Origin of the sequence: Citrobacter sp. wls615 (assembly GCF_005281355.1) — a bacterium.
In the GTDB taxonomy this organism is placed as follows: Bacteria; Pseudomonadota; Gammaproteobacteria; order Enterobacterales; family Enterobacteriaceae; genus Citrobacter; species Citrobacter werkmanii.
The window spans coordinates 81,324-105,038 of record NZ_SZXM01000087.1 but is presented as its reverse complement, the minus strand read 5'-3'; the positions used below and the strand labels follow the sequence as shown (position 1 = coordinate 105,038).

Annotated in this window: 20 protein-coding genes; 9 read left to right on the top strand and 11 right to left on the bottom strand. The window is 52.6% G+C overall.

Annotated elements, in window-relative coordinates; all coding sequences use genetic code 11:
- Positions 1 to 2: 2 nt before the first annotated feature.
- The gene (arnB, locus tag FDX04_RS22695; RefSeq protein WP_137360997.1) at positions 3 to 1,142 is read right to left on the bottom strand and encodes a UDP-4-amino-4-deoxy-L-arabinose aminotransferase; all 1,140 of its coding nucleotides are present in this window, start codon (positions 1,140 to 1,142) and stop codon (positions 3 to 5) included.
- Between the two features lie 292 nt (positions 1,143 to 1,434).
- On the bottom strand, positions 1,435 to 1,860 hold the full coding sequence (gene nudI / locus FDX04_RS22690) for a nucleoside triphosphatase NudI (RefSeq protein WP_042307139.1): 426 nt from the start codon (positions 1,858 to 1,860) through the stop codon (positions 1,435 to 1,437).
- Between the two features lie 317 nt (positions 1,861 to 2,177).
- Here nudI and FDX04_RS22685 point away from each other — a divergent pair, with 317 nt between their 5' ends.
- Both FDX04_RS22685 and FDX04_RS22680 read left to right on the top strand, forming a co-directional pair.
- The gene (locus FDX04_RS22685; protein WP_038642254.1) at positions 2,178 to 2,720 is read left to right on the top strand and encodes a YfaZ family outer membrane protein; all 543 of its coding nucleotides are present in this window, start codon (positions 2,178 to 2,180) and stop codon (positions 2,718 to 2,720) included.
- A gap of 79 nt (positions 2,721 to 2,799) precedes the next feature.
- Positions 2,800 to 3,996: a nicotinamide mononucleotide deamidase-related protein YfaY gene (locus tag FDX04_RS22680; protein ID WP_137360945.1), complete on the top strand. Its 1,197-nt coding sequence runs from the start codon at positions 2,800 to 2,802 to the stop codon at positions 3,994 to 3,996.
- 112 nt (positions 3,997 to 4,108) lie between these two features.
- Here the strand turns inward: FDX04_RS22680 and FDX04_RS24575 are convergent, their stop codons facing one another.
- The 4 genes from FDX04_RS24575 to glpA all read right to left on the bottom strand — a co-directional run bounded on the left by FDX04_RS24575 (position 4,109) and on the right by glpA (position 8,705).
- Positions 4,109 to 4,489 (bottom strand): hypothetical protein, encoded by a 381-nt coding sequence (locus FDX04_RS24575; RefSeq protein WP_371415457.1) that lies wholly within the window; start codon positions 4,487 to 4,489, stop codon positions 4,109 to 4,111.
- A 151-nt stretch (positions 4,490 to 4,640) separates the two neighbouring features.
- Positions 4,641 to 5,831: an anaerobic glycerol-3-phosphate dehydrogenase subunit GlpC gene (glpC, locus tag FDX04_RS22670; RefSeq protein WP_137360944.1), complete on the bottom strand. Its 1,191-nt coding sequence runs from the start codon at positions 5,829 to 5,831 to the stop codon at positions 4,641 to 4,643.
- The gene (gene glpB, locus FDX04_RS22665; protein ID WP_137371498.1) at positions 5,828 to 7,087 is read right to left on the bottom strand and encodes a glycerol-3-phosphate dehydrogenase subunit GlpB; all 1,260 of its coding nucleotides are present in this window, start codon (positions 7,085 to 7,087) and stop codon (positions 5,828 to 5,830) included. Before glpB ends, glpC begins: the two co-directional genes overlap by 4 nt.
- Positions 7,077 to 8,705, bottom strand: coding sequence for an anaerobic glycerol-3-phosphate dehydrogenase subunit A (gene glpA / locus FDX04_RS22660; RefSeq protein WP_137360942.1), 1,629 nt, complete (start codon positions 8,703 to 8,705; stop codon positions 7,077 to 7,079). The genes glpB and glpA overlap by 11 nt, the downstream gene beginning before the upstream one ends.
- A gap of 270 nt (positions 8,706 to 8,975) precedes the next feature.
- Here glpA and glpT point away from each other — a divergent pair, with 270 nt between their 5' ends.
- Both glpT and glpQ read left to right on the top strand, forming a co-directional pair.
- Positions 8,976 to 10,334 (top strand): glycerol-3-phosphate transporter, encoded by a 1,359-nt coding sequence (glpT, locus tag FDX04_RS22655; protein ID WP_042307146.1) that lies wholly within the window; start codon positions 8,976 to 8,978, stop codon positions 10,332 to 10,334.
- Between the two features lie 3 nt (positions 10,335 to 10,337).
- On the top strand, positions 10,338 to 11,405 hold the full coding sequence (glpQ, locus tag FDX04_RS22650) for a glycerophosphodiester phosphodiesterase (RefSeq protein ID WP_061382104.1): 1,068 nt from the start codon (positions 10,338 to 10,340) through the stop codon (positions 11,403 to 11,405).
- 60 nt (positions 11,406 to 11,465) lie between these two features.
- Here glpQ and FDX04_RS22645 read toward each other — a convergent pair whose 3' ends face one another.
- Positions 11,466 to 12,344, bottom strand: a complete 879-nt coding sequence (locus FDX04_RS22645; RefSeq protein ID WP_137371497.1) for a LysR family transcriptional regulator — start codon at positions 12,342 to 12,344, stop codon at positions 11,466 to 11,468.
- A 161-nt stretch (positions 12,345 to 12,505) separates the two neighbouring features.
- Here FDX04_RS22645 and FDX04_RS22640 point away from each other — a divergent pair, with 161 nt between their 5' ends.
- Positions 12,506 to 13,696: an MFS transporter gene (locus FDX04_RS22640; RefSeq protein WP_042307149.1), complete on the top strand. Its 1,191-nt coding sequence runs from the start codon at positions 12,506 to 12,508 to the stop codon at positions 13,694 to 13,696.
- A 3-nt stretch (positions 13,697 to 13,699) separates the two neighbouring features.
- Here the strand turns inward: FDX04_RS22640 and yfaE are convergent, their stop codons facing one another.
- The 4 genes from yfaE to ubiG form a co-directional block, all read right to left on the bottom strand.
- Positions 13,700 to 13,954: a class I ribonucleotide reductase maintenance protein YfaE gene (gene yfaE / locus FDX04_RS22635; protein ID WP_137371496.1), complete on the bottom strand. Its 255-nt coding sequence runs from the start codon at positions 13,952 to 13,954 to the stop codon at positions 13,700 to 13,702.
- A complete protein-coding gene (nrdB, locus tag FDX04_RS22630; RefSeq protein ID WP_003027605.1) occupies positions 13,954 to 15,084 on the bottom strand; it encodes a class Ia ribonucleoside-diphosphate reductase subunit beta in 1,131 nt (376 codons plus the stop codon). Before nrdB ends, yfaE begins: the two co-directional genes overlap by 1 nt.
- Before the next feature lie 111 nt (positions 15,085 to 15,195).
- Entirely contained in the window at positions 15,196 to 17,481 is a 2,286-nt protein-coding gene (gene nrdA, locus FDX04_RS22625; protein WP_137350039.1) for a class 1a ribonucleoside-diphosphate reductase subunit alpha, read from the bottom strand.
- 420 nt (positions 17,482 to 17,901) lie between these two features.
- Positions 17,902 to 18,630, bottom strand: coding sequence for a bifunctional 2-polyprenyl-6-hydroxyphenol methylase/3-demethylubiquinol 3-O-methyltransferase UbiG (gene ubiG, locus FDX04_RS22620; RefSeq protein WP_038642230.1), 729 nt, complete (start codon positions 18,628 to 18,630; stop codon positions 17,902 to 17,904).
- Positions 18,631 to 18,788: 158 nt separating this feature from the next.
- Here ubiG and gyrA point away from each other — a divergent pair, with 158 nt between their 5' ends.
- The 4 genes from gyrA to FDX04_RS22600 all read left to right on the top strand — a co-directional run bounded on the left by gyrA (position 18,789) and on the right by FDX04_RS22600 (position 23,705).
- A complete protein-coding gene (gene gyrA, locus FDX04_RS22615) occupies positions 18,789 to 21,425 on the top strand; it encodes a DNA topoisomerase (ATP-hydrolyzing) subunit A (protein ID WP_087857376.1) in 2,637 nt (878 codons plus the stop codon).
- A gap of 356 nt (positions 21,426 to 21,781) precedes the next feature.
- Positions 21,782 to 22,303, top strand: coding sequence for a PTS glucitol/sorbitol transporter subunit IIC (locus tag FDX04_RS22610; RefSeq protein WP_006683705.1), 522 nt, complete (start codon positions 21,782 to 21,784; stop codon positions 22,301 to 22,303).
- Positions 22,304 to 22,312: 9 nt separating this feature from the next.
- Positions 22,313 to 22,711: a PTS glucitol/sorbitol transporter subunit IIA gene (locus FDX04_RS22605; RefSeq protein ID WP_137360939.1), complete on the top strand. Its 399-nt coding sequence runs from the start codon at positions 22,313 to 22,315 to the stop codon at positions 22,709 to 22,711.
- Positions 22,692 to 23,705, top strand: a complete 1,014-nt coding sequence (locus FDX04_RS22600) for a PTS glucitol/sorbitol transporter subunit IIB (protein ID WP_137360938.1) — start codon at positions 22,692 to 22,694, stop codon at positions 23,703 to 23,705. The genes FDX04_RS22605 and FDX04_RS22600 overlap by 20 nt, the downstream gene beginning before the upstream one ends.
- The last annotated feature ends 10 nt before the right edge of the window (positions 23,706 to 23,715 follow it).

The window sequence follows — 23,715 nt, the reverse complement described above, 5'->3', positions numbered from 1 at the left end:
AGTTATTGTCCTGCAATCTCGCGAAGCGCCGTAATGACCCGCTGGGTGTCGGTGGCGGTCATATCGGGGAACAATGGCAGCGAGCAGATGCGTGCGCTATTCCATTCTGTATTTGGCAGCGAAAGCGTGGTGAAGCGTTCGCGGTAATATTTTTGCGTATGGGCTGCACGAAAATGCAGACCGGTGCCGATATTTCTGGCCTTCAGCGCTTCCATTAAGGCATCTCTGTTCAGGCCGCAGCGCGCTTCGTCAACACGAATGATAAACAGGTGCCAGGCGTGAACGTGGGACCAGTGGGGCAGGCTCAACGGTTGAAATGGCGTATCGGCCAGCGCCTGTTGATATTCCTGGGCAATTTGTGCGCGGCGCGAGTTCAGTTGTTCCAGCTTCTTCAGCTGTACCAGCGCGATGGCGGCATTGATATCTGTGAGGTTGTATTTGTATCCTGGCGCCAACACTTCGGCCTGCGGCGCACGGCCGTAGGTTTGTCGATCGAAAGCATCAACGCCCAGGCCGTGAAACTTCAGACTGCGAAGCCGCTGGGCAAGCTGGCCGTCATCGGTAACAATCAGCCCACCCTCCGCACAGGTGATATTTTTGATGGCATGAAACGAGAAAATAGCGGTGCCGCGCGCGCCAACATGACGACCCTTATATAACGTCCCTACGGCGTGCGCCGCATCTTCGATGATCGGAATGCCATAGCGTTCGCCAATGGCATAAATCGCGTCAAGGTCAGCAGGGGCGCCAGCGTAATGTACCGGAATAATCGCTTTGGTTCGTGGCGTGATGGCCGCTTCAATCTGCTCCGGTGTGACCATGAGCGTATCGCGATCAACATCGACCATGACTGGTGTGGCACCCAGCAGGACAATCATATTGAGGGTAGAAACCCACGTCATCGATGGCGTGATGACCTCATCGCCCGCACCGATGCCCAGCGCCATCAGCGTGATGTGCATTCCAGCAGTGGCGGAGCAGACGGCAACGGCATGCTGATTTCCCGTGAGCTGGCAGAAGGCTTCTTCCAACTGTTGATTTTGCGGGCCGGTGGTTATCCAGCCAGAATCCAGAACCGCCTTCACTGCGGCAAGCTCTTCAGCTCCCATAGCCGGGCGAGAGAAAGGCAAAAAGTCAGACATCATTATTCCTTCAAGCCATTTAACGCACCGACGTTTTATTTTTAGCGATAAACAGGGGCGTCGTTAATTATTTATCAGGCTTCAAAGGTTAATGACTGAAGGTTAATTTATCCTTAAGAGTTTAAGGTTCGAGATATAAAGGAAAATAACGGTGTTTTTAATTTATTGTTTTGAAATCAAATGAATTTTACAGAAATTGCGTGGCGTAAACGGCATTGCTGTTTACCGTAGACAGGTCAATGCAATGCCGCAATTCAGAGGGTTTATTTTATGCCACTATTAGAATGATAACTTAGAGTAATCCTTTCAGGGTTAACGTCTTACGCGTGGCGACATTTAAGTCGTACGTGCCAAGATCTTCCGGTTTAACCCAGGCGAACGCCTGAAACTCTTCGTTAATGTTCACTTCACGATTCTCCGCGACACAATCAAAGATAAGATAGATCATGTAAATCTCTTCCTGGCTGCCATCGGCATAGGTTTTGGTGCGAATATCATCACTGAAGGTCCATGGGGTAATTTCTGATAACACGAGCTGTTCGCCCAGTTCTTCCCTCACTTCCCGACGCAATGCTTCTTCGATGCGTTCGCCCGCTTCAACACCGCCGCCAGAAAGCGCCCACTGGCCGGGGAACACGCCACGGTCATCAGCCATTTTGCACAGTAAATAACAGCCATTATTTTGTATTAATGGACAAACAATCGTTCTTTGGCGCATAAGTCGGATCCTTGTAGGGGAATACTGAGAATTCCATCGTGTGCCCATCTTACCTTTTGCTGGCGGCAGAAAAAATGCTTCCGTGACGATTAACCCTTCTTTAACTGAGGAGAAAGGGATGTTTGTTGAAAACGAGGGGTAGCTACGTTCGATTCTGCAATTAGCCGCAGAATTTAACCTTAACTCAAACTTGCAAGTAGTATTTGGTTACAATATGCCATTGCATCGCTTTTTTAGCTCATTGATTCCTTGTCATCTGGCAGTACAATTCCTCGGTTTTGGGGCTATGTTTTGATTCTTGCTGGAAAGGATAGAAAATGAAAAAAAGTTTAATGTTGGGTTTTGCCGGAATGCTGTTTGTTTCCGCGTCGGCGAGCGCAATTAGCATTAGTGGCCAGGCGGGCGAAGATTACACCAACCTTGGGTTTGGTATGGGAACTGAGTCTACCGGACTGGCGGTCAGCGGTAACTGGATGCATAACGATGACGACGGCGATGCAGCCGGTCTGGGACTGGGTCTGAATATTCCGCTTGGTCCGTTGCTGGCAACCGTTGGAGGAAAAGGTATTTATACTAATCCTAATGATGGTGATGAAGGCTACGCGGCGGCAGTTGGTGGCGGTCTGCAGTGGCCGATTGGCGATAGCTTCCGCCTGTTTGGTGAGTACTATTACTCTCCTGATTCGCTTTCCAGCGGTATCGACAGTTATGAAGAAGCCAATGCCGGTGCGCGTCTGACAATTATGCGCCCGCTGAGCATTGAAGCCGGTTATCGCTACCTGAACCTGGCGGGTAAAGATGGCAACCGCGATAACGCGATTGCTGATGGTCCGTACGTTGGGGTTAACGCCAGCTTCTGATATTTCTGGCGCGGCGTTCAGTCGCGCCTTCCCCTCTCCATGCGCTATAGTGTTTTCATCATAAAAGCAGGAGAACACGATGTTAAACGTGGAGATGCTATCCACCGGGGATGAAGTGTTGCACGGACAAATCGTCGACACCAATGCCGTCTGGCTGGCTGATTTTTTCTTTAATCAGGGATTACCGTTAACCCGCCGCAATACGGTAGGGGACAATCTTGACGATTTGGTCGCTATTTTACGTGAACGTAGCGAACACGCCGATGTGCTGATCGTTAATGGCGGTCTGGGGCCAACCAGCGATGATTTAAGCGCGCAGGCGGCGGCAACGGCGAAAGGCGAAGGGCTGGTACTGCATGAAGCATGGCTGGCCGAGATGGAGCGTTATTTCCGCGACCGTGGCCGCGTGATGGCGCCGAGCAACCGAAAACAGGCTGAGCTTCCTGCCAGCGCTGAATTTATCAATAATCCTGTCGGCACCGCGTGCGGATTCGCAGTGAAGCTAAACCGTTGCCTGATGTTCTTTACGCCTGGCGTGCCATCGGAATTTAAAGTCATGGTTGAGCATGAGATTCTGCCGCGTTTGCGTGAGCGTTTTTCTCTGCCTCAACCACAGCTCTGCCTGCGATTAACCACCTTTGGCCGTTCTGAAAGTGACCTGGCGCAGAGTCTGGATCCGCTGCCTTTGCCGCCGGGAGTAACAATGGGCTATCGCTCGTCGATGCCGATTATTGAGCTGAAGCTGACCGGGCCGGATTCCCAACGAGACGCCATGCTGGCACTGTGGCCTGAGGTGAAGCGGGTTGCCGGACAGAATATGATATTCGAAGGTACGGAAGGTTTGCCTGCGCAAATCGCCCGCACGTTGCAGGAGCGGCAATACAGTCTGACGCTGAGCGAACAGTTCACCGGTGGCTTAGTTGCACTCCAGCTCTCGCGCGCTAATGCCCCTCTGTTAGCGAGCGAGGTGGTTCCGTCCCAGGAAGAAACGCTGGCGCAAACGGCGCACTGGATTACCGAGCGACGCGGCAAACACTATGCCGGGCTGGCGCTGGCAGTATCGGCATTCGAAAGCGAACATATTAACTTTGCGCTGGCAACCCCGGATGGGACACATGCCTTGCGCGTAAGGCTTAGCGCTAATCGCTACAGTTTGCCGATTCGTCAGGAAGTTTGCGCGATGATGGCGCTGAATATGCTGCGTCGTTGGCTAAACGGCCAGGATATTGCCAGCGAACACGGCTGGATTGAAGTGGTTGAATCGCTGACGATTTAAGCATTGATTGGGAAGGCTACAAACCTTCCCAACCTGACTCACTCTGTAACATCGCCAGGCAATAGCCCGGTAATTAACTGAACCAAATTATGATCAATTCCATTTTCCAGCATCATGCGAGCGATACGTAAGGCTTCTTCTTGCGTACCTTTTTGCACTCCCTGTTCAATCCTTGTTCTAATCCTTGCTGTATCCCTTCTTGTAGGCCATGGTGGTGGCCTTCTTGTCTTAGCCTCTCTGCGATTGTCATCAACCTCTCCTTGTGATGGGGGGAACGTTCGGCAACCTCATGGATAAATGCGCTGACGTGAGAAACATTGCCGTATCGTAGCAGGTAATTAAATAGCGTTTGCAACTGGCTGTCATTAGCGGTGCTTGTAACTAAAAGCGAGACCAGACGGTCCACCAGCCCCATCAAATCACGCTGCATCATGCGGTGTAGAGGTGGTTGATTTATCCATGGTAGTCCGTCACCTGAAGGAGAAGTTGGCATGACGGTACCTACTTTTAACAAGGGCTGCATGGGAGGATTTGGCTATTTGCGCGGGTGAATCAGAGATAAATACGCCCGATTGCAACGTATTCAGATAGGCGGAACAGAGTACGCAAAAATGCCCGGTAACAAACGCCACCGGGCAACAGAGTTAACCCAATGCTTTGGCAAGCAGGGTGATAGGATGTTCGCAGCGTTTGCTTGTAGACATCTCTATCTGCCATTTACAGGTTTCACAGTCGGTGACAACGATATCGGCACCGCTTTCTTCAATTTGGCGGAATAACGGTGCGCCAATCGATTGTGATGTCGGGTAGTTTTCCTTTTTAAAGCCGTATGTCCCGGCGATTCCGCAACACTGAGAATCTAACACCGTCAGCTCCAGTCCCGGAATTTGGCGCAACAGCTCCAGCGTGTAGAGCGTCCAGCCCATTTTCTCCATATGGCAAGGCGTGTGATAGACCACTTTCAGCGGCAGCGTCTTCAGCGGCAACGTTTTGCCTTCATCCAGCTTGCGCCACAGCCAGCGGGTCGCCAGCTCAATATGTTCGCGCAGGCCCGTGTTGTCGACGTCCAGCACTTCCGGGTACTCATCGCGGAGTGCAAAGGTACAGGTTGATGAGGTGGCGATCACCGGAATGCCTTTCCCGTCAATCGCTTCCCTGAGCGAGGCCACGTTGCTCACCGCCTGCTTGCGTGCTTTATCGGTAAAGCCGTTGGCGATCAGCGGTACGCCGCAGCATTTCTCTTTGCTCAGCAGCTGTACGCCGGTTCCCATGGCGTTCAGGACCTTGATCAGGTCTTTACCGAGTTGCGGATGGTTGTAATTCACAAAACAGCCGTGGAAAAAGGCGACCTGATCCGGATACTGCGCCTGCTGCGCGGCAACGCTGCGATACCAGCGGCGGAACGTACCAAAGGAGTATTTCGGCAGCGTACGGCGATGGTCGATTTTCAGCGCGTAGTCCAGCAACTGGCGTACCGGTTTCAGCGAGGTGGCGGTATTCACTATCGGCGCGAACGGGGTGGATACACTTCCCATTAAATCCGTATGGCTTAAAACAAAATTACGCAGCGATGGACGCGTAGTGTCATATTTGGCGCGCGCACGCTGGATGATATCGCCAATTTTCACATCTGACGGACACGCCACTTCGCAGCGCTTACAGTTGATGCAGTATTTCAGCGCGTCGTCGTATAATGCGCCATCTTTCAGGCGCAGACGCTCACCGTCCGGTCCGGCTTGTTTTGGGCCAGGGTAGCCCGGATTGACGCGACTTACCGGGCAGGCGGTGGTGCACACCGTGCATTTGATACAACTTTCAAAACGTGTGTCGCTCATTGCTGTCCTCCTGCACGTTTCGCAATGTCATGTGCGGCGTGTAAGGCACTGACTGCGCATACGCCGCCTCCGCAACCCTCGGCAATAGGGTCGAAACCACCGAGAACAGAACCGATGGCATACATATTTTCTACCGTTTTACCCGCCAGTGACGGGCGCAGCGTAGCGTCGGTTGTGACGCCAAACTTTTGCCACGGTTGCGGATCGAAGACGTCGCGTTGATACCACTCGGCGCGGGTGGCGGTTTGCTGTACATCCAGCCCGAGGATCGGTTCGTGGATGGCCTCTCTCGTGGCGATCAGTCCGCTGCTGAAAAAGCTGCCGCTGGCGAGCACGGCGAAGCGCGGACGCAACGGGATATCGGCATGGTTACGGGTCCAGATTTCACTGACTACGCCGTCCTGACAGGTGATTTTCTTCACTTCATCACCCGGCATCCAGACGCCGCCCTGGCGCACAAACTGGCGCTGTAATTTGTTGTGCAGACGCATACCCAGTACTGAAGGCGGTAGAGTCGGTAACAGCGTCAACGAGCAGGGAAGGCGCTCGTTAAGCCAGTGCCAGAGGCGCTCATCCACCAGGCCGAAACAGGCTGGCATAATGATCATGTCGCAGGTTTTTGCCTGTGGCAGTAAAGCATCATAGAGCAGCGACCATTTATCTTCGTTGTCCAGCAGGCGCGCAATATTGACGGCGCGAAACTCGGTCGGGTTATCACGCAGGACATCCAGCTCGGGCAGATCGATTTCTGCTGTCTCGACGCTGAGATTACGTTGGCGCAGCGAGGCCGCGGCGAGATGCGCCTGAAAATCCAGTAAACCGCTGATACCGACAACGCAGATACGCTGTGCGGACAGTGGCCACACCGGAACTTCTGGGGAACTTAACCAGGTTGAGCGCAGGGTGCCCAACGGGGTTACGCGTTGATGTGACTGGCGTACCTTGCCCTGCAAATGCGTTCCGCATTCATCCAGCAGATCCTGCGCCTGCTGGGCCAGCTCCAGGACGTTCTGTGTTCCGATGGTGCTATACGGATGCGTGGGCGCCTGAGTACGCAGCGCATTCAGACCTGCTTCTATCTCTACCACCGGTTGACCATCGGGTAAGTTGCTGAGCAAATCCAGTGAGCCGGAGGAAAAATGCAAGGCGCTTTGGCCGCGCGTGACAATCGTACAGCGCAACCCGCTTTTTTGCAGCTGCAGGCCGCACAGCAGTCCGGCCAGGCCGCCGCCGATAATGACGGTATCAAATTTCATCCTGGTGCTCCTTTTCCAGACCGCACAATCCCTGATAGACCCAGCGCGTGAATTCGCTTTCGCGCAGCGCATCTCCCCAGGCGATAGGCTGCACGCCTTTCCAGCGCTCATTGAGGAAATCGGAAAGCTGGGTGATAGATTGCGCAGCAGTGGTGACATTAAAACGTTGCAGTAAACCTGCGGCGCGGCAGGCGCACAATTCGCCCTGGCAGGTCCCCATACCAACGCGGGTACGGCGACGTAAATCGAGCAGGCTGTTGACGGTTAAATTCTCGACGGCGTATTGCACTTCGCCCGCGGTGACCGCTTCACATTCACAGACCAGGCTACGGTGCTGACGACCTTCGCTAAGCCACGCCGGGGTGCGATCGCCGTGACGGTAGACCGCCGAACCGCGCAACGGCGCAGGCAATGAAATTACGCGTTTCAGCGTGTGCTCGGTGGATTCCTGCGAGCCTGGCAGCGCGGTGTCTGCCGTGGTGCAAGGTTGAGAATTGCCCAGCTTGCGGCAAACGGCATCGGTGGCCCATTCCGCCATCAGACGGTAGGTCATCAGCTTACCGCCGGTAATGGTGATAAACCCATCCAGTCCGTCACGTTCAGCGTGATCGAACAGCACAATACCGCGGCTGACGTTACGACCGCTTGGATCGTCGTCGCTGGCGACCAGCGGTCGCACACCTGAGTAGGCACGTAAAATGCGTGTTTTCGCCATAATCGGCGCCAGTTTCTCGCCTTCGCGCAGCAGAATATCGACCTCTTCTGCGGTGACGCGGTTGCTGTCAATATCGTCGTAATCAATGTGCTGTGAGGTGGTACCAATGAGCGAAATGGTATCACCAGGCACCAGAATATCGGCGTCAGAAGGTTTACGGCAGCGATTAATGACATGCTGGTTTATACGATGATCCATAATCAGCAGCGAACCTTTGGCCGGGAACATCCGGATACTCAGATCGGCATATTCTGCAATGCGCTGGCCCCAGATCCCGGCGGCATTCACCACCACCGGCGCATGCAGGGACTGCATCTCACCCGTCAGATGATTGCGCACGTTAACGCCGCAAACCGTTGCCCCTTCGCGAATCAGCCCCGTCACTTCATGGGCCGTTAAGATAAGCGCGCCATGCTCACGCGCATCCAGCATGTTGGCGGCGGTTAAGCGGAAGGGATCGACCGTACCGTCCGGCACTTTAACTGCACCAATCAACTGTGGGTTGACGGAAGGTTCGATAATGCGCGCCTGCTTAGGGTCAATCGCTTCTGCGCGAATACCTGCCTCTTCACAGGCGCGAATAAAGGTAGCCTGGAAGGAGAGCTCATCCTCCGGCAGGGTAATAAACAGACCGTCCGTCGGCTCAACGCAATGACGGGCGATACGTTTCAGAATTTGGTTTTCGCTGATGCACTCACGGGCAGATTCAGCGTCGGTGACGGCGTAGCGCGCACCGCTATGCAGCAGGCCGTGGTTACGTCCGGTCGCGCCCGTGGCGATATCGTGGCGTTCCACTAAGATGACGCGCAACCCGCGCAGCGCACAGTCGCGTGCGATCCCTGCACCTGTTGCTCCTCCACCAATGATAATCACGTCACTTGTTTGCGAGTCGCGAGTTTTCATTGTTTTTCCTCACAGTTCGTTTTTTATCATTTAGCCACATAAAAAACATGGATTGTTTGATTTCGCGCATAATCGCTCATTATTCGAAAATGAAACGTGATTCCGTGCGCCTTTATGAACATTTGTCATAAATCTGTAACAATATGTGCTGCGTTTCACATTTTTGTTAGGTATCTTTCCTTAACATCGCGGCCACACTGGAAGAGGTAGGATAGTAATGACGAACTGCAGTGTTTACTTCGAATGAAAGACGGCCACGGAGGCTACACTATGTTGAGTATTTTTAAACCAGCGCCACATAAGGCGCGTTTGCCTGCTACGGAGATCGATCCGACATATCGTCGATTGCGTTGGCAGATTTTCCTGGGGATTTTCTTTGGTTATGCCGCGTACTATCTGGTACGTAAGAACTTCGCCTTGGCGATGCCATATCTGGTTGAGCAGGGTTTCTCTCGCGGCGATCTGGGTTTTGCCTTATCTGGTATCTCCATCGCTTACGGATTTTCGAAATTCATCATGGGGTCCGTTTCGGATCGCTCGAATCCGCGCGTTTTCCTGCCAGCAGGTTTGATTCTGGCTGCCGCAGTGATGTTGTTTATGGGCTTTGTGCCGTGGGCGACATCGAGCATTGCGATAATGTTTGTGCTGCTGTTCCTCTGCGGATGGTTCCAGGGGATGGGGTGGCCGCCGTGTGGCCGTACCATGGTGCACTGGTGGTCGCAGAAAGAACGTGGCGGTATTGTTTCCGTCTGGAACTGTGCGCACAACGTGGGCGGCGGTCTGCCTCCTCTGCTGTTCCTGCTCGGTATGGCCTGGTTCAATGACTGGAAAGCGGCGCTGTATATGCCTGCTTTCGGTGCGATTGTGGTTGCGCTGTTCGCCTTTGCGATGATGCGTGATACGCCGCAGTCCTGCGGCCTGCCGCCTATCGAAGAGTATAAGAACGACTATCCGGACGATTACAACGAGAAAGCGGAAGAAGAGCTGACTGCGAAGCAGATCTTCATGCAGTATGTACTGCCAAACAAACTGTTGTGGTACATCGCTATCGCTAACGTGTTTGTTTATCTGCTGCGCTACGGCATCCTGGACTGGTCACCGACCTACCTGAAAGAAGTGAAGCATTTCGCACTCGATAAATCATCCTGGGCTTACTTCCTGTATGAATACGCGGGTATTCCGGGCACGCTGCTGTGTGGTTGGATGTCGGATAAAGTCTTCCGCGGCAACCGTGGCGCGACTGGCGTGTTCTTTATGACGCTGGTGACTATCGCGACCATCGTTTACTGGATGAACCCGGCAGGGAACCCGAACGTTGATATGGCTTGTATGATTATCATCGGCTTCCTGATCTACGGCCCGGTTATGTTGATCGGCCTGCACGCGCTGGAACTGGCGCCGAAAAAAGCGGCGGGCACGGCGGCAGGCTTTACCGGACTGTTCGGTTATCTCGGCGGTTCTGTGGCGGCGAGCGCCATTGTCGGCTACACCGTTGACTTCTTCGGCTGGGACGGTGGCTTTATGGTGATGATTGGCGGTAGCGTGCTGGCGGTGATTCTGCTGGTGGTCGTCATGATTGGCGAAAAACGCCATCACGAAGAAATGCTGCAGAAACGTAACGGGGGCTAATTTATGAAAACCACATTGAAAAGTCTCAGCGTGGCGCTGATGCTGGCTGGTATGGTTGTTAGCAGCGCGGCGGTCGCCGCCGATAAAATCGTGATTGCGCACCGTGGGGCAAGCGGTTATTTACCTGAGCATACGCTGCCCGCGAAAGCGATGGCCTATGCTCAGGGCGCGGATTATCTGGAGCAGGATTTGGTGATGACCAAGGATGACCATCTGGTCGTCCTGCATGACCACTATCTGGACCGCGTCACCGATGTCGCTGAGCGTTTTCCGGATCGTGCGCGTAAAGATGGACGTTATTACGCTATCGACTTTACGCTGGATGAGATCAAATCGCTGAAATTTACCGAAGGCTTTGATATCGAAAATGGCAAAAAGGTACAGACCTACCCTGGGCGCTTCCCAATGGGTAAATCTGATTTCCGCGTGCACACCTTCGAAGAAGAGATTGAGTTCGTTCAGGGACTGAATCACTCAACCGGTAAAAACATCGGCATTTACCCGGAAATGAAGGCGCCGTGGTTCCATCACCAGGAAGGGAAGGACATCGCTGCGAAAACGCTGGAAGTGCTGAAAAAGTACGGGTATACCAGCAAAAACGACAAGGTTTATCTGCAGTGTTTTGATGTCGCGGAGTTAAAGCGCATTAAAAATGAACTGGAACCAAAGATGGGGATGGATCTCAATCTGGTGCAGTTAATTGCGTACACTGACTGGAATGAAACCCAGGAGAAAAAGCCGGACGGTAGTTGGGTTAATTACAACTACGATTGGATGTTCAAACCGGGTGCCATGAAACAGGTGGCGCAGTATGCGGACGGCATTGGGCCGGACTACCACATGCTGGTTGATGAGAAGTCGAAAAAAGGCAATATCTCGTTAACTGGTATGGTTCAGGACGCGCATCAGAACAAGATGGTGGTGCATCCTTATACGGTTCGTGCCGATCAGCTACCGGATTACACTACTGACGTAAACCAGCTGTATGACATTCTGTATAACAAGGCGGGCGTTGACGGGTTGTTCACCGACTTCCCCGACAAAGCAGTGAAATTCCTGAATAAAGAGTAATGGCACAAGGCCTGTGATGCACCTCCGGTCACAGGCCTTATTGGATAACGTTATAAACTGTTAGATAAGGCCGTCTGCTGTCAACGTTTCCATACAAGCCTGCAGGAGAAATAAAGGGCTGCCGTCCACCGGCGGCTCTTTTGCCAGTAACGATATCTGTCGATAGAACGTCGGCTCCAGCGCCACCGAGCGTATCTCCCCGCCAACGGCTTTCAGCGTTAACTCCGGTAATAACGCAATACCCAGCCCCTGACGAATAAAACTCATCGCGGTATCCGGATGGTTAAATTCGTATTTAATAACCGGCTCGATACCTTTCTCTTTAAATAGCGTCATGATGCTTAATTCATAGCGACCTTTACTGATAATCAGCGGTTCTCCCACCAGTTGTTCAACCGTAACCGCGGTATGGGCTGCCAGAGGATGGCTTTCGGGAACCACGACGGTAAATTTGTCGCGATAGACCGGTACGCAGTACATGCCGCTCACCGGAAAATGCACAAATCCGGCATCAATATCCCCGCTGCGCAGGGAATCCACGATCGCCGTGCTGTTCTCTTCGAAGGGAATGATTTTGATGTGCGGATGGTGCTGCTCGAAGTGGTGGATAATGCCCGGTAAAATGCAGGCGCAGGCGCTGGGAAAGCAGCCGATGCGCAGGGTTCGGGCTGGGTTTTTTCGCTCCTGCTCGGCAATCTCTTTCACCGCGTTGGTTTCTGAAACGATCATGCGCAGGTGCGGTACGATCCGTCTTCCAACGGGGGTGAGCTGAATGTCTTTGCGGCGCTCGCGGATAAGACATTCGACTCCCAACTCTTCTTCAAGCGCCGAAATGGCCTGGCTCACAGCGGATTGGGTCATATACAACCGCTTACTGGCTTCGGTAAAACCGCCGCATTCAAGCACGGTAAGCAGGGCGTGGATCTGGGTTAATGTCATTAGTTCCCTCTAATTAACAATATTAAAACGATTAATTTCTCTAATATAATGAATCTGTTTACACTTGCGGTCTACCGTATAAATCACATTTTGACGCACCTCTCCGTTGCTCAGTTGAGCTGAGCGTTGCCTGCGTGCGCCATCTGGACAGGCTGTCGAATATGAAAGAAAAACTGTGGACGAAGGATTTTTGGGCAATCACGATCATTAGCTTCATTATATTCTTTGTGTTTTATGTCCTGCTTACGTTATTACCGATCTATATTTCGGATCGCCTGCACGCCACGCCGGATAAAGCCGGCTTATTGGTCACCTTCTTTTTAGGGGCCGCAATTGTTGTGCGTCCGTTCGCCGGGCAATGGGTGGGAAAATATTCGAATAAAACGATTCTGGTGCTCTCTTCTCTGGCCTTTTTGGTTGTCACTGCGCTGTATCCTGTTTGCCACTCAATTGAATCGCTGCTGTTTATTCGGGTGCTTCATGGGGTGACGTTTGGCGTCATTACCACGGTAAAAGGAACGATTTCCGCGCGGCTGATACCGGCCTCCCGACGTGGAGAGGGCATCAGTTTTTTCTCGTTGGCCATGGGACTGGCAATGGTTGTGGGGCCCTGGGTGGGGCTGAATATGGCACGCTGGGGCGCTTTTACCACCGCTTTCTGGCTGTGTAGCGCGGTTGCCGCGCTGGGTATTATCCTGTCATTGATCGTCGCCGTACCGCCGGTCATCCGTCATGCCGACGGCTCAAAACCGAAGCTGGGATTTGCGGCAATGTTTGACCGTGCCGCGCTGCCTTTCGCGATGGTGACGTTTTTCATGACCTTCTCCTATGCGGGCGTTTCTGCTTTCCTCGCGCTGTATGCGCGCGAGTTGGATCTGATGGCCGCCGCCAGTAATTTCCTGTTGTGCTACGCTATTTGCCTGATGATCTGTCGAACCTTTACCGGCAACATTTGTGATAAAAAAGGGCCGAAATACGTGGTATATCCGTGTTTGCTGGCCTTTACAGTGGGACTGGTGGCGCTTGGCTACACCAACGGCAGCATCATGATGATTATTGCCGGGGGATTAATCGGCATTGGTTACGGTTCGGTCACGCCGGTATTCCAGACACAAATTATTAGCTCGGTGGAACCGCATAAAATTGGCATCGCCAATTCGCTATTCTTTAATGCGATGGATGCGGGAATGGCGATTGGCGCGTTCATTATGGGGATGATGGTCGAGGGCGTGGGCTATCGGGCGATTTATCTGGTAGGGGCGCTGCTGGTGGTTTTAGCCGGGGCGCTGTATATCGCGCAGATGAAACGCCGCGGAGCGATGCCGCTGGTTAGCGCACATGAAGTGCACTAACCGTTACAGCTCAAGTTCAATATCGCCTTTTGCCCGGCAACAGCAGGGCAATATTTCACCCGGCTGAATAAAGGCCAGAGGTTCTGCAATCCAGTCCACCTGTCCCGCTACCAGGCGGGTACGGCAGGAACCGCAGTAACCCTCACGACACTGGTATTCGACTTCAACATTGTACGATTCGAGTGCGACCAGCAGGGAAGGGTGTTCATCCTGGCACAGCAGCTGTGTGCCAGAGATGCGTAGAGTAACGCGGCTCATCAGAGTTGGAAGTTACTCAGATCGTCGGTATCAACTTCGGAATCGATCTGGCCGACCAGATAGGAGCTGACTTCCACTTCCTGCGGCGCAACCTGTACGTTATCGGACACCAGCCAGGTGTTGATCCACGGGATCGGGTTAGAGCGCGTCTGGAACGGCAGATCCAGCCCAACAGCCTGCATACGAATGTTGGTGATGTACTCAACGTACTGGCACAGAATATCTTTGTTCAGGCCGATCATCGAACCGTCACGGAACAGATAGTCCGCCCATTCTTTCTCTTGCAGCGCGGCCTGCACGAATAGGTCGTAGCACTCTTGCTTACACTCTTCTGCGATTTCCGCCATCTCTGGGTCGTCTACACCGCTGCGCAGCAGGTTCAGCATGTGCTGCGTACCGGTCAGGTGCAGGGCTTCGTCGCGGGCGATCAGACGAATAATTTTCGCATTGCCTTCCATCAGTTCACGTTCGGCGAAGGCGAAGGAGCAGGCGAAGCTGACGTAGAAGCGAATGGCTTCCAACGCGTTCACGCTCATCAGACACAGGTACAGCTTTTTCTTCAGCTCACGCAGGTTCACGACAACCGTTTTGCCATTAACGGTATGGGTGCCTTCCCCTAGCAGATGCCAATAGCTGGTCATCTCGATCAATTCGTCATAGTAGCTGGAAATGCCTTCCGCGCGCTTCTGGATCTGCTCGTTGGTAACGATATCATCAAACACCACCGCCGGATCGTTCACGATGTTACGGATAATATGGGTGTAAGAGCGCGAGTGGATAGTTTCAGAAAACGCCCACGTTTCGACCCAGGTTTCCAGTTCAGGAATCGAGATTAACGGCAGCAGCGCGACGTTCGGGCTACGACCCTGAATGGAGTCCAGTAACGTCTGATACTTCAGGTTGCTGATGAAGATATGCTTTTCATGCTCCGGCAGCGCCTGGAAGTCGATGCGATCGCGGGAAACATCGACCTCTTCCGGACGCCAGAAGAAAGAGAGCTGCTTTTCGATCAGTTTTTCGAAGATGTCATATTTTTGCTGATCGTAGCGGGCGACGTTCACCGGCTGGCCGAAGAACATCGGTTCCAGAAGCTGATCATTTTTCGTCTGTGAAAAAGTGGTGTATGCCATTGATGTGAATCCTTTGTGGGATGAGCGCCGGATGCGGTATAAACACCTTATCCGGCCTACAAACCGTGCAATCGTAGGCCGGGTAAGCGTAGCGCTACCCGGCAACATTCATCAGATCTTACATGCGCCGCTTTCGCAGCCATCGTCCTGAATGGACGGTACCAGATCGTCCTGAGTATCTTCCGCACCATCGCGGGTGTTCTGATAATACAGCGTTTTGACGCCAAATTTGTAGGCGGTGAGCAGGTCTTTCAGCAACTGCTGCATCGGCACTTTTCCTGATGGGAAACGCGTCGGATCATAGTTGGTGTTGGCAGAAATCGACTGATCGATAAACTTCTGCATGATACCTACCAGTTGCAGATAGCCGTCGTTGTTCGGCATTTCCCACAGCAGTTCGTAGGCGTCGTGCAGGTGTTCGTAGTCCGGCACGACCTGACGCAGAATCCCATCTTTAGACGCTTTGATGCTCACGTAGCCGCGCGGTGGTTCAATACCGTTAGTCGCGTTAGAGATCTGCGAAGAGGTTTCCGACGGCATCAGCGCAGACAGCGTGGAGTTACGCAGGCCGTGAGTTTTGATGGACTCACGCAACGCTTCCCAGTCCAGGTGCAGCGGCTCGTCAGAGATAGCATCAAGGTCTTTCTTATAGGTATCGATCGGCAAGATACCCTGGGAGTAAGTTGTTTCGTTAAACCACGGGCACGCGCCTTGCTCTTTTGCCAGCTCGTTAGAAGCTTTCAGCAGGTAATACTGAATGGCTTCGAAGGTTTTGTGGGTCAGGTTATTGGCGCTACCGTCAGAATAACGCTTACCGTTTTTCGCCAGCCAGTAGGCGTAGTTGATGACGCCAATACCCAGCGTACGACGGCCCATCGCGCCGCGTTTGGCGGCCGGGATTGGATAATCCTGATAATCCAGCAACGCATCCAGCGCGCGCACCGCCAGTACGGCCAGTTCTTCCAGCTCGTCCAGGCTCTTAATCGCGCCGAGGTTGAAAGCGGACAGCGTACACAGCGCAATTTCGCCGTTTTCGTCGTTAACGTCGGTCAGCGGTTTGGTCGGCAGGGCGATTTCCAGACACAGGTTGGACTGGCGCACCGGAGCGACTACCGGATCGAACGGGCTGTGGGTGTTGCAGTGGTCCACGTTCTGGATATAGATACGGCCTGTAGAGGCACGTTCCTGCATCATCAGGGAGAACAGTTCGACCGCTTTCACGCGCTGTTTACGGATGCTGTCGTCGTTTTCATATTGGGTGTACAGACGTTCGAACTCGTCCTGATCGGCGAAGAACGCGTCGTACAGCCCCGGCACGTCGGACGGGCTGAACAGGGTAATGTCGCCGCCTTTCAGCAGACGGGTGTACATCAGCTTGTTGATTTGTACGCCGTAGTCCATATGACGCACGCGGTTGCCTTCAACGCCACGGTTGTTTTTCAACACCAGCAGGCTTTCGACTTCCAGATGCCACATTGGGTAGAACAGCGTTGCCGCACCGCCGCGCACGCCGCCTTGCGAGCAGGATTTCACCGCGGTCTGGAAGTGCTTGTAGAACGGAATACAACCAGTGTGGAACGCTTCACCGCCGCGAATCGGGCTGCCCAGCGCACGGATGCGGCCGGCGTTGATACCGATACCGGCGCGCTGAGAAACGTATTTCACGATAGCGCTGGAGGTGGCGTTGATGGAATCCAGGCTGTCGCCGCACTCGATCAGTACGCAGGAGCTGAACTGACGGGTTGGGGTTCGCACGCCGGACATAATTGGCGTTGGCAGAGAAATTTTGAACGTTGAAACGGCATCATAGAAACGTTTTACATATTGCAGACGCGTTTCACGTGGATAGTTAGAGAACAGGCAGGCCGCTACCAGAATGTAGAGGAACTGCGCGCTTTCATAAATCTCACCGGTGACACGGTTTTGCACCAGATATTTACCTTCTAACTGCTTCACCGCAGCGTAGGAGAAGGTCATATCACGGTCGTGTACGATGAACGAGTCCATCTGCTTGAACTCTTCTTCCGTGTAGTCTTCCAGCAGATGATTGTCGTATTTGCCCATTTCAACCATTTTCACGACATGGTCGTAAAGTGCAGGCGGTTCAAACTCGCCGTAGGCTTTTTTGCGCAGGTGGAAAATAGCCAGGCGGGCAGCCAGGTACTGATAATCCGGCGCCTCGCGGGAGATCAGGTCGGCGGCTGCTTTGATGATCGTCTCATGGATATCGGAAGTTTTGATACCGTCATAAAACTGAATATGAGAGCGCAGCTCGACCTGAGAAATCGATACGTTATTCAGTCCTTCTGCCGCCCAATCCAGAACTCGGTGGATTTTGTCGAGATTGATGCGCTCTGTACTACCATCACGCTTTGTCACCAGCAGACTCTGATTCATGTGGTTTTTTACCTGTCCGTGAAAGAAAAAATATCCCCCATATTATCCACAGAGTCATGTTGTGACTAAGTCTGTGGATAAATACTATATGTAGGGGTTGTTTGATAAAATAGACGCTATATGGTGAGTATTCTAGTAGGGATTCTTTTCAGCACAAGAGTTGATTTTGACGTTAAATTGAGGTTGCAAAAGGGTAAGAATCGCTAAGTGCGCGTCTTATAAGGCCTGGCGGGGATGTCAATAATTGAGAAAAAAAATAGAAAATTTGATCGAGTGCTGATTTCTTCATCTAAGGCGAAGAAAGTTCTTATGATCTGGCACAGGATTTGTAGGCCCGATAAGCGAAGCGCCATCAGGCCCTATTCCTGTCAGCATACCGGATGGCGGCGTTAGACGCCTTATCCGGCCTACAGAAAGTGGTTAATCAACACTGGCGGTGGTATGGACCATATAGTTCACATCAACGCCCGGACCGAGTTTGAAGCTGTTGGTGATCGGGTTGTAATGCAAGCCGGTCATATGACGCTCTTTCAGCACGGTCTGATCTACCCACTGTAATAACTCTGCAGGCTTAATAAATTTTTTCACATCATGCGTGCCTTTCGGCACCATGCGCAAAATATATTCCGCTCCGACCACGGCCATCAGCCAGGATTTGCCGTTGCGGTTAAGCGTGGAGAAAAACACTTCGCCGCCCGGTTTAACCAGCCTGGCGCAGGCGCTGACCACCGACTGCGGGTCCGGCACGTGCTCCAGCATTTCCATGCAGGTCACCACGTCATACTGGTGCGCATGTTTTTCCGCGTGCTCTTCGACGGTTTCCTGGACGTACTCGACCTGGATACCGCTCTCCAGCGCATGCAGTTTTGCTACCTGTAACGGTTCAAAGCCCATATCCAGGCCCGTGACGGTTGCGCCTTCGCGCGCCATACTTTCTGCCAGAATGCCGCCGCCGCAGCCTACGTCGAGTACCTTTTTACCAAACAGGCCGCCTGAGCGCTCCGTGATGTAACCCAGACGCAGCGGGTTAATGCGGTGCAGTGGCTTAAATTCACCCTCAAGGTCCCACCAGCGTGACGCGACTGCTTCAAACTTGGCAATTTCTTCATGGTCAACGTTGTGGCTTACCGGGGGTTTTTCGGCATTCATTGGGGCTTCTACTCCTAAATTTGCGATGCAAATGAGTATATCAGCCTGACGGGATGAATAAAGCCTCTGTCAGGGGGAATCCATTTACCTGAATCTGTGCGAATGTGTTATAATTTGCGACCTTTGAATCCGGGATACAGTAGAGGGATAGCGGTTAGATGAGCGACCTTGCGAGAGAAATTACACCGGTCAACATTGAGGAAGAGCTGAAGAGCTCATATCTGGATTATGCGATGTCGGTCATTGTTGGCCGTGCGCTGCCAGACGTCCGAGATGGCCTGAAACCGGTTCACCGTCGCGTACTTTACGCCATGAACGTATTGGGCAACGACTGGAATAAAGCCTATAAAAAATCTGCCCGTGTCGTTGGTGACGTAATCGGTAAATACCACCCTCATGGTGATACCGCCGTTTACGACACCATTGTTCGTATGGCGCAGCCATTCTCCTTGCGTTACATGCTGGTAGATGGTCAGGGTAACTTTGGTTCTGTCGATGGCGACTCCGCAGCGGCGATGCGTTATACGGAAATCCGTATGTCGAAAATCGCCCATGAGCTGATGGCTGACCTGGAAAAAGAAACGGTTGATTTCGTCGATAACTACGACGGCACCGAACAAATTCCTGACGTCATGCCGACCAAAATTCCTAACCTGCTGGTGAACGGTTCGTCCGGTATCGCGGTAGGTATGGCAACCAACATTCCGCCGCACAACCTGACGGAAGTGATCAATGGCTGTCTGGCATACATTGACGATGAAGACATCAGCATTGAAGGGCTGATGGAACATATTCCGGGTCCGGACTTCCCGACCGCCGCGATCATTAACGGTCGTCGTGGTATCGAAGAAGCCTACCGTACTGGTCGTGGCAAAGTGTACATTCGCGCCCGCGCGGAAGTCGAAGCTGACGCCAAAACCGGCCGTGAAACCATCATCGTCCATGAAATTCCGTATCAGGTGAACAAAGCGCGCCTGATCGAGAAAATCGCCGAGCTGGTAAAAGACAAACGCGTTGAAGGCATCAGCGCGCTGCGTGACGAGTCTGATAAAGACGGTATGCGCATCGTGATTGAAGTGAAACGCGATGCGGTCGGGGAAGTGGTTCTGAACAACCTTTACTCCCAGACCCAACTGCAGGTTTCTTTCGGTATCAACATGGTTGCGCTGCACCATGGTCAGCCGAAGATCATGAACCTGAAAGATATTATTGCCGCGTTTGTACGTCACCGTCGTGAAGTCGTAACGCGCCGTACTATCTTTGAACTGCGTAAAGCCCGCGACCGCGCGCATATCCTTGAAGCGTTGGCGATTGCGCTGGCGAACATTGACCCCATCATCGAACTGATCCGCCGCGCGCCGACCCCGGCAGAAGCGAAAGCTGCGTTGGTGGCGCGTTCGTGGGAACTGGGCAACGTGTCCGCCATGCTGGAACGTGCCGGTGATGACGCCGCGCGTCCTGAATGGCTGGAGCCGGAATTTGGCGTGCGTGACGGTCAGTACTACCTGACTGAACAGCAGGCCCAGGCGATTCTGGATCTGCGTTTGCAGAAACTGACTGGCCTTGAGCATGAAAAACTGCTCGACGAATACAAAGAGCTGCTGGAGCAGATCGCTGAACTGCTGCACATTCTGGGCAGCGCAGATCGTCTGATGGAAGTTATCCGTGAAGAGATGGAGCTGATTCGCGAGCAGTTCGGCGACGAACGTCGTACCGAAATCACCGCGAACAGTGCTGACATCAACATCGAAGATCTGATTAGCCAGGAAGATGTTGTCGTAACCTTGTCTCATCAGGGCTACGTGAAATATCAGCCGTTAACCGATTACGAAGCACAGCGTCGTGGCGGTAAAGGCAAATCAGCAGCACGTATTAAAGAAGAAGACTTTATTGACCGCCTGCTGGTGGCTAACACCCATGACACGATCCTCTGCTTCTCCAGCCGTGGTCGTTTGTACTGGATGAAGGTTTATCAGTTGCCGGAAGCCAGCCGTGGCGCGCGTGGACGTCCAATCGTCAACCTGCTGCCGTTGGAAGCGAACGAACGTATCACCGCTATTCTGCCGGTACGCGAGTACGAAGAAGGTGTGAACGTCTTCATGGCGACCGCCAGCGGTACGGTGAAGAAAACCGCGCTGACTGAGTTCAGCCGTCCGCGCTCCGCCGGTATCATTGCGGTTAACCTGAACGAAGGCGACGAGCTGATTGGCGTTGACCTGACGTCCGGTAGTGACGAAGTTATGCTGTTCTCTGCCGCGGGTAAAGTGGTGCGCTTTAAAGAAGATGCCGTTCGTGCGATGGGGCGTACCGCGACCGGCGTACGCGGTATCAAACTGGCAGGCGAAGACAAAGTCGTTTCTCTGATTATTCCGCGCGGCGAAGGCGCTATCCTGACCGTGACGCAAAACGGCTACGGTAAGCGTACCGCGGCGGAAGAGTATCCGACCAAGTCTCGTGCGACTCAGGGCGTTATCTCCATCAAAGTGACCGAGCGCAACGGCTCTGTTGTTGGCGCGGTGCAGGTTGAAGATACCGACCAGATCATGATGATCACCGATGCAGGTACGCTGGTGCGTACTCGCGTGTCGGAAATCAGCGTAGTAGGGCGTAATACCCAGGGCGTGATCCTCATCCGTACTGCGGAAGATGAAAACGTCGTGGGTCTGCAACGCGTTGCTGAGCCGGTTGATGATGAAGAACTCGACTCCATCGACGGAAGTGCCGCTGAGGGCGACGAGGATATCGCGCCTGAAGCAGAAACCGATGATGATGCAGCGGATGACGCTGACGAGTAAATCAGTATTTTAATACTGCACAAAAGGGAGGCTTTGCCTCCCTTTTTTACGTTCTGAATATTCTCTTTCCCATCAGCTAATTATCCTTTATCCGCTTGTTGCAGGCCTTATGTATAAAAATACAAAAATAAATGAATAATTATCGTTTCGTGAGGGTGCTCACTGTTTGTTCACCCTTTTACCGCTAACGTTATTCTGTCCACTAAAAGAATTTTAAGATCCGTTGTGAACAGGAGACCGACAAATTATTTAAGAAAAACACCTGAAGTGTGAAAGAGAAATGCGTTGGCTGCCTCAGTCTGTCAGTTCACCTCTGACGGATGAATATACTTTTACCTCGGCGTTGGGAGTTAACTATGATAGTTGAAATTGCGGAAGGTTTTATCCATCTTTTTCAGAGTGCTGGCAAGATATTCTCCGGGATGATCGTCAGCACTATTCCGATGTTAATAACGCTAATTCTGACGGTTAATTTCATAATGAAGTTAATAGGTCAGCAGCGGATGGAAAAAGTCGCCACCCTGATGGGTAAATCAAAAATATTAACCTACGGAATATTGCCCAGTTTTGCCTGGTTCTTCCTGAGCAGTCCCGGCGCGTTGACCATGGGCAAATTCCTGCCAGAACGGTGTAAGCCCGCTTATCAGGATGCGCTGGGCAGTACCGTTCACCCGCTGACCTCGCTGTTTCCCCACATTGTGCCATCTGAACTCTTTATCTGGCTGGGCGTGGCTGCGGGGATTACCCGACTCGACCTTCCTGTTGCCGATCTGGCATTGCGTTATATCGCGGCAGGTATTTTGCTTGGATTTATCCGCGGTTTTCTTACCGAATATATCTTCACCAGGCTGGAGAAGCGTGAACTTAACCAGGAATAAGGAAAAACAATGAAAGTACTATTTTCGGCTGACGTCGTAAAAGCTGGAAAAAAAGTAGAAGAGGGGTTGCTTAGTGGCATGCTGATAACGTTTAACGATCGCGCCCCGGAAGATTATCTCGATTATGTGCTGGTAATTAAGAATATTGTTTGTAATAGCGCGCCATTACAAAAAACAGCGAACTACGTTTTACAGATTAATAACCAGATATGGAGTATCACCTGCTGGGGAGATGCGGCGTGGCAAAACTTATCTGAGCTGGGGCATATGACAGTGGTATTTGACGGGGCAGAAAAGCCAATCGCCTATGGTGCATTACACGTAAAAAGCGATTGCCCGCCTGCCGTTAATGAATTAACGGGCCCATTGACAATAATGAGGAAAACCGATGAAAACCGTGCTGATTAAAAAAGGTCATTCAGGGATTGGCGATGATATGTATTTATCTCGCGATACCAGCAAAGTCATCTTGTCGCTCACCGGGAAAAGCATTGACCCGATTGCCAAAAAATTGGGTGAAATGCTGGAGATGCCGGTTGTTAACGGCTTTGATGCAATGCCGGATGATAAGAAAATCCTTTGCGTGGTGATCAACTGCGGCGGTTCATTGCGCTGCGGCATCTACCCACAAAAAAGAATCAAGACCATCAATATTCTCCCCACCGGCGCGATGGGGCCGCTGGCGAAGTATATCACCGAGGATATCTACATTTCTGATGTCAGCAGTGAATCGCTATCGCTGATTGAAACGCTTAATCAGCCGGTCACTGCCCAAGAGGTGGATGTTGTTGAACCTCTGCCCGCAGGTGATGCTTCGGTGGCCGTCAGTCGCCAGGGGAATACCAAACCGCGCGGTTCGGCGACCAACACCGCGCTGGAGTTGATGACCCGATTTGCGACGGGGATCGGGAACTTTGTCAGCCTGCTCTATACCTCCGCGCGCGAGTCGGTTGAGCTGTGCATTAAAAACGTTATTCCGTTTATGGCTTTTATCTCCGTGCTGATTGCTCTGGTGCAGGAAACGGCAATTGGTCAGTGGGCCGGGAATGCGCTGTCACCGCTTGCCGGATCGTTAACCGGTCTGTTTGTCATCGCGATTATCTGCGGCTTACCGTTTATCTCGCCGATTCTGGCTCCGGGGGCGGCTATAGCACAGGTGGTGGGCGTGCTGGTGGGGACGCTCATCGGCAGCGGCGTAGTTTCACCCCTGATGGCGCTGCCGGCGCTGTTTGCGATAAATGTCCAGGTAGGCGCCGACTTTATTCCCGTTGGGCTTTCTATGCAGGAGGCGAAAGAGAAAACCATTCGCCTTGGTGTGCCGGCTTTCCTGCTGTCACGAATGATTACCGCCCCTCTGGCGGTGGCTATCGGCTATCTGTTCTCTTTTGGTTTGTTTAACTGAGGAATCGTGT

Excerpts from the sequence above, each read along its gene's own strand:
- arnB (WP_137360997.1), bottom strand. The coding sequence starts at position 1,142 with ATGTCTGACTTTTTGCCTTTCTCTCGCCCGGCTATGGGAGCTGAAGAG.
- nudI (WP_042307139.1), bottom strand. The coding sequence starts at position 1,860 with ATGCGCCAAAGAACGATTGTTTGTCCATTAATACAAAATAATGGCTGT.
- FDX04_RS22685 (WP_038642254.1), top strand. The coding sequence starts at position 2,178 with ATGAAAAAAAGTTTAATGTTGGGTTTTGCCGGAATGCTGTTTGTTTCC.
- FDX04_RS22680 (WP_137360945.1), top strand. The coding sequence starts at position 2,800 with ATGTTAAACGTGGAGATGCTATCCACCGGGGATGAAGTGTTGCACGGA.
- FDX04_RS24575 (WP_371415457.1), bottom strand. The coding sequence starts at position 4,489 with ATGCCAACTTCTCCTTCAGGTGACGGACTACCATGGATAAATCAACCA.
- glpC (WP_137360944.1), bottom strand. The coding sequence starts at position 5,831 with ATGAGCGACACACGTTTTGAAAGTTGTATCAAATGCACGGTGTGCACC.
- glpB (WP_137371498.1), bottom strand. The coding sequence starts at position 7,087 with ATGAAATTTGATACCGTCATTATCGGCGGCGGCCTGGCCGGACTGCTG.
- glpA (WP_137360942.1), bottom strand. The coding sequence starts at position 8,705 with ATGAAAACTCGCGACTCGCAAACAAGTGACGTGATTATCATTGGTGGA.
- glpT (WP_042307146.1), top strand. The coding sequence starts at position 8,976 with ATGTTGAGTATTTTTAAACCAGCGCCACATAAGGCGCGTTTGCCTGCT.
- glpQ (WP_061382104.1), top strand. The coding sequence starts at position 10,338 with ATGAAAACCACATTGAAAAGTCTCAGCGTGGCGCTGATGCTGGCTGGT.
- FDX04_RS22645 (WP_137371497.1), bottom strand. The coding sequence starts at position 12,344 with ATGACATTAACCCAGATCCACGCCCTGCTTACCGTGCTTGAATGCGGC.
- FDX04_RS22640 (WP_042307149.1), top strand. The coding sequence starts at position 12,506 with ATGAAAGAAAAACTGTGGACGAAGGATTTTTGGGCAATCACGATCATT.
- yfaE (WP_137371496.1), bottom strand. The coding sequence starts at position 13,954 with ATGAGCCGCGTTACTCTACGCATCTCTGGCACACAGCTGCTGTGCCAG.
- nrdB (WP_003027605.1), bottom strand. The coding sequence starts at position 15,084 with ATGGCATACACCACTTTTTCACAGACGAAAAATGATCAGCTTCTGGAA.
- nrdA (WP_137350039.1), bottom strand. The coding sequence starts at position 17,481 with ATGAATCAGAGTCTGCTGGTGACAAAGCGTGATGGTAGTACAGAGCGC.
- ubiG (WP_038642230.1), bottom strand. The coding sequence starts at position 18,630 with ATGAATGCCGAAAAACCCCCGGTAAGCCACAACGTTGACCATGAAGAA.
- gyrA (WP_087857376.1), top strand. The coding sequence starts at position 18,789 with ATGAGCGACCTTGCGAGAGAAATTACACCGGTCAACATTGAGGAAGAG.
- FDX04_RS22610 (WP_006683705.1), top strand. The coding sequence starts at position 21,782 with ATGATAGTTGAAATTGCGGAAGGTTTTATCCATCTTTTTCAGAGTGCT.
- FDX04_RS22605 (WP_137360939.1), top strand. The coding sequence starts at position 22,313 with ATGAAAGTACTATTTTCGGCTGACGTCGTAAAAGCTGGAAAAAAAGTA.
- FDX04_RS22600 (WP_137360938.1), top strand. The coding sequence starts at position 22,692 with ATGAAAACCGTGCTGATTAAAAAAGGTCATTCAGGGATTGGCGATGAT.